We start from the raw sequence: 13407 nt of genomic DNA, 5'->3' as shown, positions 1-13407 counted from the left end.
ACTTATGATTGATGCTATTGTTTTTGCTATTACTATTGTCTTACCCAACCTTGCCTTAATGTGGTTGGGTTTTTTTATGCAACGACGTGGTGAAGCAAGCCAAACTTTTATCGATCAGGCATCAAGTTTTGTCTTTAATTATTGCTTGCCGTGCTTATTGTTTTTTAGCGTGGTTGATAGCGACGTCGATTATGGTAAGCAAATTACGCTTATCCTTGTTGGTATCTTGGTGACGTTTATATTATTTATTGGCGCAGAGTTTTACGCCAAACGCTTCGTCAAGCGTCCTGAAGACCAAGGCGTGTTTGTACAAGGCGTATTCCGTAGCAACATGGCTATCATTGGCCTTGCAACCGTAGCCAACGCTTACGGCGCACAAGGATTAAGTATCGGTGCTGTCTATATGGGCGTGGTAACGATACTGTTTAATATCTTGGCAGTCATTACCTTGAGCCGCGTATCCAAAAGCGTGGATGACACATGGGTTAGTCGCGGTACGATGATTGTGAAAAAGTTACTAACAAACCCTTTGATTTTGGCACTGGTTGGGGCGTTCGTCTATAAGGCACTACCATTACCGCCACTCACTGGTGTGATTCATACCACTGGCGACTTATTAGCAGCGGTGGCTCTGCCGTTAGCACTGATCTGTGCGGGTGCTAGTATTAACCTAAAGTCTATGTTGCATCCTTCGGGCTTATCCATGCAAGCAAGCATTGGTCGAATTGTCATTGCACCATTGATTGCTATTGCTGTTGGACTTGGGTTCGGGTTGTCAGGCGTGCATATGGGGGTGTTGTTTTTGATGGTCGCATCACCAACAGCTGCAGCCAGCTATGTCATGGCAAAAGCGATGGGTGGCAATGATGTATTGGCGGCTAATATTTTGGCATTTACCACTGTTGTCGGCATGTTTGGTATGGCGATTGGGGCAGCGACGTTACGTGCGCTTGGGTTGATGTAATGCAGATTTTGTACTATTTTTAAATAAGTAAGTACTTTCGCTTTATCTAATTTTGACAGCATTAAAAAAGCCCTCTTTTCAAATAAGAAAAGAGGGCTTTTGGTATCAATCTAGCGTTCGCTATTACGCTTGTCTTCACGGCGCTGCTTGCGCTTTGGGTTAGTACGGTAGGTCAAATAACCACCGATAGCCAGTACTGCAAGGAGCGCCACGATATACATAAATATTGATGAGCCAATCATGAGCGATGCACCGATAATGGGAGTTGCTTCCATGTCAAAAATCCAGTTAAGGTTCATCAATAATTATGCAAGTGTCTCATTTCATTGTAAAGTAAATAAGTTTAGCTCCGATGTAAGTTCAAGTGAACGGATACGGGCAGCTTGGTCATAAATATTGGCCGTCACAATCAGCTCATCTGGCTGATAAGTTGCCAAAAACGCAGCGAGTCTTGGTTTGACCGTGTCGACAGAGCCAATGAATGATACTGATAATGCATTGTCTACCATCATTTTCTCTGCTTGACTCCAAATACTGTCCATATCGTGGGTAGGCTTAGGCATTTGACCTGTTTCACCACGACGCAGACGTACAAAGCTCTGCTGTGCTGAGGTAAAGTGATACTGCGCGGTCGCATCATCATCAGCCAGTAACAAGTTTGCGGCCAACATCACATAAGGCTTATCTAGATAGACAGACGGTTTAAACTGTTCACGATAAGCCTCAATTGCTTGCCCAAGCATTTGCGGGGCAAAGTGAGAGGCAAACACATAAGGCAGTCCTAAATGTGCAGCCAAGGTCGCACCAAATAGAGAAGAGCCTAATATCCAAATCGGTATGCCTGATTTTGCGCCAGGGAATGCCTGTACAGGACTGCCATCTGTATCATTACCTAAGAAATACATCAGCTCTTGCACATCTTGTGGAAAGCGTTCTGCATCTTTCATTTGTCGACGAAGTGCCTGAAACGTCGCACCATCAGTACCAGGCGCACGGCCTAGGCCTAGGTCCACACGGTCACCATATAATGCCTGCAAAGTACCAAACTGCTCAGCAATCACGAGAGGAGCATGGTTCGGTAGCATGACGCCGCCAGCACCGATACGGATACGGTCGGTTTGACTACCAATATGCGATAGTAGTACTGAAGTGGCTGCGCTAGCGATGCCCGGCATATTATGATGCTCTGCCATCCAGTAGCGGTTTAAACCTGATTTTTCTGCTTGCTGTGCGGTTTCCACCGTTTGGGCGATGCCTTCAGCGATGGTTTTGCCTTGAGGTACAGGTGCGAGATCTAAAAAAGATAAAGGGATTTTATTACTCATAAATGTTCCAGTAGTGTGTAAATTATTTTCTACTGATATGCTTATAGGTAGTGGTGGTTTCAAGTGCCGCTAGTCACTGTTAATGAATCATAACAAAGTCAGCTAACTCTGTTTTTAAGCTGACTTAATAATTATTAAGGTGTATTTATAAAGGTTGTCATTGGTCAAAATAAGCGATAAATAAACCGTAAGTAAGGTCATAAAAGGATTTAGCAGCATTACACTATGGCATTAAAAAAAGATGGCATTAAAAAAAGCAGGCAACCTAGGTTACCTGCTTCTCTAATTGGTCGATTATAAGATAATGATAAATTAAATAATCACTATCTTAAGAACCAAATTCAGCATTATTTATCTTGGTCACCAAGCTTGTAAGCTAAGACATAATCACCAATGGTTGTGCCAACTGAACCATGACCACCTGCGACCAATACGACCATTTGCTCACCTTTAGAGTTCAAGTAAGTCATTGGCGTGGCTTGACCACCTGCTGGAATACGAACATTCCATAGTACGTCGCCATTTTTCAAGTCATAAGCTCGGAAGTTGTTTTCTGTCGCCGCTGACAAGAACGCTACGCCACCTTTGGTGATGATAGGTCCACCGATACCAGGTACGCCCAGTTCCAGTTTGATAGGAATAGGAGACAAGTCTTGTACCGTACCATTTTTACGTTGATAAGCGATATCACCTGTGGCTAAGTCAGCACCAGCGATCGTGCCCCATGGTGGCTGCTGACAAGGTACGCCTAATGGTGACAAGAAGGGGCCCAATTCTACTGCGTAATCTGCACCTTCATTGGCATTGATGCCTTGCTCGCCTTTATTGGTCTCTGCATCGCCCAACGTATCTCTAGGAATGAGTTTTGAGGTAAATGCCAAGTAAGTCGGCATACCGAACATCACGCCATTCTCAGGATCGACAGCGATACCGCCCCAGTTAAAGGTACCAAAGTTACCAGGATAGACCAAGCTACCATTGGTTGATGGTGGGGTATAGCGACCATCATAGTTGAGCTGATTGAACTCAATACGGCACATCATTTGATCAACGAGACTGGCACCCCACATGTCTTTTTCAGTCAGTGGTTCAGGCTCAAAGCTCAAGCCAGAATAAGGCTGAGTTGGCGCTGCGTGCTCTCCCGCTATGAGATAGCCTTGCGGTGCAGGACGCTCCTTGATAGGTACAATAGGCTCACCCGTTGCGCGGTTCAAGACGTATACATCGCCTTGTTTGGTTGGTACAACCAGCGCAGGCTGTACGCCGTCAGCCGTATCTAGATCAAGTAAGGTCGGCTGAGCAGGTGTATCCATGTCCCAAAGGTCATGATGCACAAACTGCTGAACCCAGCGTGCTTCACCCGTCTCGATATCTAGGGCGACAACAGATGTTGCATACTTTTCTTCAGCGGCATTTCGATAACTGCCTAGCTGATCTGGCGTACGGTTACCCATAGGGAAGTATGCCAATCCAAGCTCTTCATCGGCAGTAGCGACTGACCATGAATTTGGTGAGCTGGTCTTGTAAGTTTGGGTTGGATCATTGACATCGAAAGGCGCTGTATTATCAGGATCGCCTGAGTCCCAGTTCCAAAGAAGCTCACCAGTATTGACATCATACGCACGGATCACACCAGAAGGCGAGTTGACGTCATAGTTATCATTGACAGCACCAGCTACGATGATGGTATCACCCGCGATAACTGGTGGTGACGTCGAGTAATAGTAACCTGCTTGATTGAACGGCATGTTATGCATCAAGTCTAATGCACCATCATCTCCAAAGTCTTGGCAGCGTTGCCCAGTACTTGGATCGAGTGCATATAGTTTCGCATCAGAAGTTGGAATAAATATCTTGGCATCGCATTGCTTAGATGCGTTTTCAAAGGTATTGCCAGCAATTTTTTGTACTTGCACAGGACTGGTCGCTTGACCAGCATAATAAGACACACCACGGCAAGTTTGATGCTGGCGTTGTAGGTTTTTCTCTACTTTTGGATCAAATGTCCATAGTGACTCACCAGAGTCAGCGTCTAGTGCCATTACCCAGTTATGAGGGGTACATAGGTATAAGCCATTGCCGATTTTTAATGGTGTTGCCTGATAAGTGGTCTCGCCGACATCGTTAGGACCTTTGACATCACCTGTTTGGATTTGCCAAGCCAATTCTAAATCTTTGACGTTATCGGTATTGATTTTATCTAGAGGAGAGTAGCGCTGACCATAATCAGTACGACCATACGCGCTCCATTCGCCATCTGGCGTTTGCTGACCGTTTGATAACGGATCACCAAGGTTGGCTGAGGTCTCATCTGAGCTGACGTTTTGCTCGTCATCATTTGCAGCAGTCAAGTCTAGCTCACCGAGTTTGTCAGTGGCATTGTTGGCTAAACTACCAAAAGAGAGCAGTGCACCTACGATTACGCTTACGAGCAGACCCCAATAATATAGAGGGCTTTTCTTAACAGTGTTTGTGGTTGATGTATTAGCTGCAGCGTTTGCGGCTACTTGAGTTTTAGGCCCACGCATTTTGTTGGATACCCATGGCAGTAGCATGAGCAAACCGAAGATGAGCGGGAAGCCAACTCGAGGTGCTAGCGCCCACCAATAGAACCCAGATTCCCAAAGTGCCCAAGCCATGGTCGCTACGATGAATAGCGCATATAACCCGTAAGCACTCCAGTGTTTTTTGAACAATAAAAAAGCTGTCGTTAGTATGATAACGCCAGCAATAAGGTAGTAAGGACTACCGCCTAAGGACAATAAATAAGCGCCGCCAATGAGTAGAGGGGCGGCAAAAATTGCCATAATGATCGCTACGAATTTTTCCATGAGCGGTATCACCTGTTTACAAAAGAGCAAGTTAATATGTATTGATATTTAGTCGATAGTCAATTTCATTCGACCAAATATCAATACAAGTGTGAATAATATATAAAAGAAACATTGAATAACGTTCTAGAACCTATTTTATCATCCACAGCTCAGTCTAGTAAGGGTGAGCAAGTCTGAGATACTTTATTTAACAAATGCTCATTAATTTGCAAATTGCTTTTGGCATAGCTCCATGAACGCACGACCATATTGGCGGATTTCTGCATCATCACGTACCGCCATCCAACTGGTAAAGCGGCCAAAATGATCGACGGGTATGGCCGTCAGGTTTTGATAATGACTTGGCTCAAATGCCATTTCTGCGATGATACCAATACCTAAGCCCAGACCGACATAGGTGCTAATCACATCGGCATCGAGCGCCGCTAGTACGATATCTGGCTCTAATCCTGCTTCGTCGAACGTCTTGTCAATCGCACCGCGTCCTGTAAAACCACCGTGATAAGTAACAATCGGATAGCTGGCAAGTGTGGGCAGGTCAATAGACTCTTGGCTAGCCAGTTCGTGATCACTCGGTACGATAACGCGATGCGTCCAGTCATAGTAACGGTAGCATCTAAGATAATTATTATGTAACAAGGACTCAGTGGCGATACCAATATCGGCTTGACCACGGATGACCATTTGAGCGATGGTCTCAGGATCTGCCTGTTGTAAAATCAAATTTACTTTAGGGAAACGATCTTTGAACTCTTTAACCACTTGCGGCAGTACATAACGCGCTTGTGTGTGAGTAGTGGCAATCGTCAACGTACCGATATTAGGATTATTAAAGTCTAAACTGAGGTTTTCAATGGTACGGATTTCAGCAAAGATAGACTCGATATGCGGCATAAGCGCTGTGCCCATAGTGGTCAGTCCTGTCAGACGTTTGCCTTGGCGCACAAACACTTCCGTCTTTAACTGGTTTTCTAGTGCAGCAATATGCTTTGATAAGCTTGATTGACTGGTATGTAGCACGGTCGCCGCTTGGCTTAAGTTATAACCGTTAATCACCGTATGCCATACTGTTTCTAGCTGTTTGAGCTGAATCTGCAAATGCCGTTGGTTGACCACTACGTCGATTGCCATAACTTAATCCTATTGTATAAATATACAAACCTCGTCTGTATATGAAAGTAAAAATGTCTGAACATACAGTAATAAAGTAGTGTAAAACAAAGCTATTATTCTTGTATATAATAAATAGCTATCAATTTATGATAATTATGAATATAGAATTTGTATTTTGCAATGCTAAAAAATTATTCGTTCAATAAATGCTACTTAGTCAGTGAAACCATTTGACTTAACAACTTATAAAGAACAGTCACTATTGAGCATAAAAAAAACAGCTACCTTCTAAAAGATAGCTGTTCGTTAGTTATAAAGTTATTTATTACTGGTAATTAGTCGATATTAACCAACTTCAAACTTGGTTTATTTTGCAATATCAAAGCGATCTGCATTCATAACCTTGTTCCAAGCGCGGACGAAGTCACGAACGAATTTCTCTAAGTTATCATCTTGCGCGTATAGCTCAGCATAAGCACGTAATATAGAGTTAGAGCCAAATACCAAGTCTACACGGCTTGCTTGCCATTTGACGTTTCCTGTACCACGCTCACGTACTTCGTAACTATTAGCAGTATTGTCGGCTGCTTTTACAGGGTGCCATGTGTAATTCATGTCTGTTAAATTGACAAAGAAGTCGTTGGTAAGCACGCCAGCACGTTCAGTAAAGACGCCATGTTGGCTCTGACCGTGGTTGGTATCAAGGACTCGCATACCACCAAGCAATACGACCATCTCAGGCGCTGTCAATCCCATTAATTGTGTGCGATCAAGTAGCATCTCTTCTGGTGATACCGCGTAGTCGCCCTGAATCCAGTTACGATAGCCATCATGTAGCGGCTCTAAATCAGCGAAAGATTCGGCGTCAGTCATTTCAGCGTCAGCATCGCCGCGACCTGGATTGAACGGTACAGTAATACCTACACCTGCATCGTTTGCTGCTTGTTCAATCGCAGCGTTACCAGCCAATATAATAAGGTCTGCTAAGCTAACGTCTTTATCAAAGCCAGACTGAATGCTGGTCAATGTCTCAAGTACACGTTGTAGCTGTTCTGGCTCATTGCCTGCCCAGTCTTTTTGTGGGGCTAAACGGATGCGTGCACCATTTGCACCGCCGCGATAGTCCGAAGCGCGGAAGGTACGAGCGCTGTCCCATGCTGTGATGATTAACTCACGACGACTAAGGTCACTGTCTAATATTTGCGATTTTAGCGTTGCAATATCATCAGCAGTCAAGTCCGCATTACCTGTAGGAATAGGGTCTTGCCATACAAAATCTTCGCTCGGTACATCGGCACCTAAGTAACGAGATTTTGGTCCCAAATCGCGGTGAGTCAGTTTGAACCACGCTCTAGCAAACACTTCATCAAAGTACTCTGGGTTGTCATGGAACTTCTCTGAAATCTCACGATAGATAGGATCTTTGCTCAATGCCATATCTGCATCAGTCATGATTGGGTTACGACGTACACTTGGATCATGAGCATCTAACGGACGATCTTCTTCTTTGATGTCAGTTGGTTCCCACTGCCATGCACCCGCTGGACTTTTGGTTAGTGCCCATTCATGGTTCAATAGTAGCTCAAAGTAACCATGATCCCACTGGGTCGGATTGGTGGTCCATGCGCCTTCGATACCACTTGAAACAGTATCACCTGCATTACCACGACCTTTAGGATTGCGCCAGCCTAGACCTTGCTCTTTGATATCAGCGGCTTCTGGCTCGTCTTCTAGTATCGTCGCATCACCATTACCGTGACATTTACCAACGGTGTGTCCACCAGCGGTTAGAGCGACCGTCTCTTCATCGTTCATTGACATACGAGCAAAGGTAGTACGCATATCTTGAGCAGTTTTTAGTGGGTCAGGGTTACCATCGACACCTTCAGGGTTGACATAAATCAAGCCCATTTGTACTGCTGCTAGTGGGTTTTCTAATGATGCACGGTCTTCGTCGCTGTCATAACGGTTTTTGGTAGCGGCTAACCATTCGCGCTCAGAACCCCAGTAGATGTCTTTTTCTGGATGCCAGATATCAGCACGGCCACCAGCAAATCCTAGAGTTTTAAAGCCCATAGATTCATAAGCCATATTACCTGCCAAAATCATCAAATCGGCCCATGACAATTTATTGCCGTATTTTTTCTTGATTGGCCATAATAGACGACGGGCTTTGTCAAGATTGACGTTGTCAGGCCAGCTGTTCAATGGTGCAAAGCGTTGGTTACCAGTATTAGAGCCGCCGCGACCATCAGCACCGCGGTACGTACCAGCTGAATGCCAAGCCATACGAATCATCAAACCGCCATAGTGCCCCCAATCCGCTGGCCACCATTCTTGCGACTCAGTCATTAGGTTTTTTAGATCAGTTTTGACCGCTTCTAGATCTAGCTGTTTAAAAGCTTCAGCATAGTCAAAGTCTTCACCCATAGGGTCAGTCTTTTTGTCTTGCTGATGCAATATGTCTAAGTTTAGAGCATTTGGCCACCAATCTGTCGCAGCAGATGCAGTGGTAGTATGCGCTTGATGCATAACAGGACAGCCGCCCATGCTAGGACGCTGAGGCTCGTGCGAGTTATCAACGTTTTCGCTATGGATCGTTGGACCTTGACCATCACCCTGATCATAGGTTGTGTTAGTAGGCGCATTATTATTGTTGCTTTCGTGATCTACAGGACAACGAGCAGCATCTGGGACAGTGTTTTTGTCAGTGGTGTTATTGGTTGAGTCGGACATGGTATAACTCCTAGGCTATGATAATCGAAAGAACAAACCGTGAATCTCGGTAGTCGTTGTTTATGTACAAAGCATAACTAAGCTGAGTAGATTTATAAAACTAATATATAAGAATTATAAGTTTTAAATTACCAATCATAAAAGACTTGATGTTTTGTTTATCTAAATCTTCATTAACGCCTATGCTTATCGTCGCCAGTTAAGAGTAAACCAAGAGTGTGCACCTAACCAATCAAGCCTGCGTCAGTTTTACTACTACCTTTATATTACCTATAAATAATGTCATTGTCAGACATCTTTCAAAATAGAAATGAGCAATAAAAAAGAGAGCTAAGATAACCTTGGTAAAACACTGCAGTTTTTTGCGTTACGATTAAGAAATATAAGCGATTACGCATGGCCTGCAATCGCTAAGTTAATGCAAAAAAATCTAGTCAAGATAAAGGTTCTCAAGTACCATAACTGGATTTTGTTGTAATGATAATATTGGTGCAACGTAGAGCAATTTTTATCGATCCTTTTGTCGATAACTGATTCTAAAGATTGATAAAAATTGTGCGCGGTTGTGTTCTTTGTCTGAATTGTTGGTGAGTTATTATGTCTGCTGTCAAATCTGTACCGCCCAATCAACCAATTGCCAAAAAATCATGGGGCGAGGCTACAAAAGCTTATCTCGATCCTCGTGTCATTATTATGCTGTTTTTGGGTTTTTCAGCGGGTATACCTATTCTGCTGATTTTCTCAAGTCTATCGCTATGGCTGAGAGAAGCAGGCATTGATCGTAGTGTCGTCACTATGTTCAGCTGGGCGGCACTGGGATATTCGTTCAAATTTATTTGGGCGCCATTGATTGATGCGCTTCCTGTGCCGTTTTTGACCAAGTGGCTAGGGCGTCGTCGTAGTTGGATGGTGGTATCACAGCTGCTTATCGTGCTGGCTATTTTTTTGATGGCAAGGGTAAATCCTGTTAGCGAAGATGTCTTGGTTTATATGGCAGGCGCGGCCGTGTTGCTTGGGTTCTCTTCTGCGACGCAAGATATCGTGATTGATGCGTATCGTATTGAGCTTGCACCGCCGTCTATGCAGTCTATCTTGTCTTCTATCTATGTGTCAGGCTACCGTATCGGTATGATTGTCGCAGGGGCAGGCGCGTTATATTTGGCTGATTATTTTGGCTCAAATGAGACATTTTATAGTTATGAAGCATGGCGTAATACTTACTACATCATGGCAGGGGTCATGACGTTAGGGATATTAACAACGTTTGCCAGTTATGAGCCAACCGCTGAGACCCTGCAAAGTAAAAAACAAAAGGGTAACTTAAAAGTATTCCTAATTTATTCTGCGTTACTACTTATCCCAGGTCTGCTGTTTGGTGTTATTTACCTGATTAATATTTTGATCAATACAGTATTTAATAGCACAGTGGCCTTGATACCACTAATGGTAATGCCAGCGATTAAATTTTACTTTTTAGCATTGGTCGCGTTCGCGCCATTATTATTGCTGTACTTTATTATCAATCAACCAAAAATCATTAACAAAGCTCCGTTGGTTGCTGAAACTCGTGAAGACTACGTCAGACTGGTAGCGTTGTTTGTATTTTCAGTGATTGCTTTTATCGCTGCTTACATATTGATGGGACAAGTCTTACCGGAGTTCGAAGGCGCTTTTTCTAGCTTCTTTGTAGAAACCTTGCACTTATTAGTAAGCCTAGGCGCGGCGATGGCAGCAGGTTATGCACTGGTACAAGTAGGACTGGTGAAAAAAGAAGTGGCCATGGCAACATGGATCGAGCCTGTTTTAGACTTTTTCCGACGTTACGGCAAAAAAGCCCTGCTGCTATTAGCCTTGATTGGTCTATACCGTATCTCAGATATCGTCGCAGGCGTGATCTCCAACGTCTTTTATCAAGACATGGGCTTTAGCAAAACAGATATCGCCAATGCCGTAAAACTGGTTGGTGTGATTATGGCAATTGCAGGCGGCTTCTTGGGCGGGATTTTGGCTCAGCGTTTCCGTATCATGCATGCCATGATGATTGGCGCGATTTTAGCGTGTGCGACCAACCTGTTGTTTGTGGTATTGACATACAACCCAGGTAGCCTGCCCATCATGTATATGGCAGTGATATTTGATAACTTGGCTGCGGGCCTTGCGAGCGCTGTATTCATCGCTTTCTTATCAGCACTGACATCGATTCGCTTTACTGCTGTACAGTATGCGATTTTTTCCTCCTTGATGACCCTGATACCAAAAGTGATGGGTGGTTATTCTGGTGCTATCGTCGATAATATGGGTTATCCGTTTTTCTTTATCTTTACCTTTGCTATTGGTATTCCAATTCTGGCACTGATCTACTTTGTTGATAGACATATTGTCATTGGTGATAACGATGATATTTACGGCGATGACAATAATGATAGCAGCGGCGGCAATGGGATAGGTGACAAGCTAAGTAAAACCAATCCTAACCTGACCGATACCAAAGAGCCACCACGCGCATCAGAGTAGGCTAAGCAGTATTTTACCTTTATCCATTCACTGTTTTTTAAGAGCTATCTATGACCGTATCAACCATTCGTCAAATTAAGCAGCAGATTCAACAACTGACGAATGGTGATACTGATAATCAGCTACCGTCATTTTGGTTCACGGATTGGTTGTTGTATGTCATTGATAAGCCTGCGATAGCGTTGATGACTGATGAAGATTATCAGCTCACTAATAGTGAGATTGCACGTTTCAACGATGGTGTGAATAAGATGCAGCAAGGCATACCGCTTGCGTATCTGACTGGGCAGCAGGAGTTTTGGTCGCTTAACTTTAGGGTAAACGAGCATACCTTGATTCCTAGACCTGATACCGAGGTATTGGTTGAACAGGTATTAAACTGGATAAACGCTCAGCCAGCGCAACTCAATAATAAGCGATTGTTAGATTTGGGGACAGGGTCAGGTTGTATCGCTATCAGTCTTGCCTATGAGTTAAAGCACGCTAACTGGCAAGTCGTGGCAGTCGATTTATCGTCAGAGGCGCTTGAAGTTGCTCAGCACAATGCCGTGAGCAATAATGTTGCCAATGTTGATTTTGTCCAAAGCAGTTGGTATCAAGCGCTACCTACTGATAATGAGCCGCAGTTTGACGTGATTGTGTCAAACCCTCCGTATATTGACGAGACAGACGAGCATTTGGCAGGTCTAACAGCTGAACCGATTAGTGCGCTCAGTGCACCCAATCAGGGTTTGGCTGATATCGAGCATATCGTTCAACAAGCAATGACATATCTCTGTACAGGTGGGTTATTAGCTATTGAACATGGCTATGATCAAGGTGATGTTGTTCGACAGTTGTTTCTAGATAATGGCTTTAAGTCAGTACATACCGTAAAAGATTACGGTGGTAATGATCGCGTCACGCTAGGGCAAGTTCAGTAGACAGGTTTTTTATTAGTAAACTTATTTGATTATAGGCTTTGAATGACTATGGTAGAAGCGCTGTTACAGCTATCAGATGACGAGTTGCTCCGTTATGCACGGCAAATACTGCTAGACGGTTGGGATATGGATGCTCAGCTGCGACTAAAGTCAGCACGCGTGGTGATGATAGGGGCAGGCGGTCTAGGCTGCCCTGCTTCTGAGACATTGGTACGTGCTGGAGTAGGCCATGTCCATCTGATCGATGATGATGAGATTGAGGCGAGTAATCTACAACGGCAAACGCTGTTTTTGCCTGACGATATCGGTCAGCCCAAAGCATTGACCGCAGCAGCCATGTTAGAGCGCATCAATCCTTTGATAAAGACTCGTGGCACAGTGGCGCGGTTAGATGAAGACAATGCCTATGAATTGCTCGATATAGCGACTGGTAAGCCTGATTTGCTCTTGGACTGTACTGATAATTTTGCCACACGTGATGTGATCAATCGTATTAGTGTGCGTTATCAGATTCCATTATTATCTGCGTCTGCAATTGCGATGCAAGGGCAGTTAGCTTTGTATGAGCCACAGTTAAACACTGGCTGCTACCATTGCGTGTTTGGTTCAGTGGTGCTTGACGAAGCCGCTGACGAACGTACGTGTGCCAATTCAGGAGTGCTTGCCAGTACTACTGCCGTCATGGGTAACCTACAAGCCAATGCTGCGTTGCAATACTTGGGATTAACCAAAAATCCACTGACAAACAAGCTGCTCATATGGGATGGTAGTCAGATGCAGCAGCGGCTAATGGGCTATCGAAAAGACCCGCAGTGTCCTGTCTGTAGCAGTCCTATAGTCAACTCTCTATAAATTGGATACGATGTCAGGCTTGCTTAGTCTACGACTTGTAGTACTTTCACTCGCCTTTCTTGTATCCAAATTATTTTGAACCGACTATAACTGAGTAATCTGATTTTAACGTATTTTTATATTGTATTGCCTATCTTCAAACCTCC

The 13407-nt window shown here is 44.2% G+C and carries 9 protein-coding genes; 4 read left to right on the top strand and 5 right to left on the bottom strand.

The genetic code is table 11. The annotated features are described in order from the left end of the window. The first annotated feature begins 4 nt into the window (after window positions 1–4). Window positions 5–964, top strand: coding sequence for an AEC family transporter (locus tag ACQKC9_RS03775; RefSeq protein WP_114701038.1), 960 nt, complete (start codon window positions 5–7; stop codon window positions 962–964). A 110-nt stretch (window positions 965–1074) separates the two neighbouring features. Here the strand turns inward: ACQKC9_RS03775 and ACQKC9_RS03770 are convergent, their stop codons facing one another. The 5 genes from ACQKC9_RS03770 to katG all read right to left on the bottom strand — a co-directional run bounded on the left by ACQKC9_RS03770 (window position 1075) and on the right by katG (window position 8786). Then, entirely contained in the window at window positions 1075–1239 is a 165-nt protein-coding gene (locus tag ACQKC9_RS03770) for a hypothetical protein (RefSeq protein ID WP_427620557.1), read from the bottom strand. Between the two features lie 48 nt (window positions 1240–1287). Continuing rightward, window positions 1288–2289: an LLM class flavin-dependent oxidoreductase gene (locus ACQKC9_RS03765; RefSeq protein WP_427620556.1), complete on the bottom strand. Its 1002-nt coding sequence runs from the start codon at window positions 2287–2289 to the stop codon at window positions 1288–1290. A gap of 347 nt (window positions 2290–2636) precedes the next feature. Then, window positions 2637–5120, bottom strand: a complete 2484-nt coding sequence (locus ACQKC9_RS03760; protein ID WP_427620555.1) for a membrane-bound PQQ-dependent dehydrogenase, glucose/quinate/shikimate family — start codon at window positions 5118–5120, stop codon at window positions 2637–2639. A 204-nt stretch (window positions 5121–5324) separates the two neighbouring features. Further along, window positions 5325–6254 carry a LysR substrate-binding domain-containing protein gene (locus ACQKC9_RS03755; RefSeq protein ID WP_057759664.1) on the bottom strand — a complete coding sequence of 310 codons (930 nt, stop codon included), beginning with the start codon at window positions 6252–6254 and terminating at the stop codon, window positions 5325–5327. 348 nt (window positions 6255–6602) lie between these two features. Continuing rightward, entirely contained in the window at window positions 6603–8786 is a 2184-nt protein-coding gene (gene katG, locus ACQKC9_RS03750) for a catalase/peroxidase HPI (protein ID WP_427620931.1), read from the bottom strand. Between the two features lie 783 nt (window positions 8787–9569). Here katG and ACQKC9_RS03745 point away from each other — a divergent pair. The 3 genes from ACQKC9_RS03745 to ACQKC9_RS03735 are packed head-to-tail and all read left to right on the top strand — an operon-like array spanning window position 9570 to window position 13261. Further along, complete coding sequence (locus ACQKC9_RS03745; protein ID WP_427620554.1) at window positions 9570–11486, top strand: AmpG family muropeptide MFS transporter; 1917 nt, start codon at window positions 9570–9572, stop codon at window positions 11484–11486. 50 nt (window positions 11487–11536) lie between these two features. Continuing rightward, on the top strand, window positions 11537–12409 hold the full coding sequence (gene prmC, locus ACQKC9_RS03740; protein WP_427620553.1) for a peptide chain release factor N(5)-glutamine methyltransferase: 873 nt from the start codon (window positions 11537–11539) through the stop codon (window positions 12407–12409). 48 nt (window positions 12410–12457) lie between these two features. Further along, complete coding sequence (locus tag ACQKC9_RS03735) at window positions 12458–13261, top strand: HesA/MoeB/ThiF family protein (protein WP_427620929.1); 804 nt, start codon at window positions 12458–12460, stop codon at window positions 13259–13261. Window positions 13262–13407: the final 146 nt, after the last annotated feature.

Origin of the sequence: Psychrobacter sp. NPDC078409 (genome assembly GCF_050268505.1) — a bacterium.
Classification (GTDB): Bacteria; Pseudomonadota; Gammaproteobacteria; order Pseudomonadales; family Moraxellaceae; genus Psychrobacter.
The sequence above is the reverse complement of the archived record's forward strand: the minus strand, read 5'-3'. Positions and strand labels throughout refer to the sequence as shown.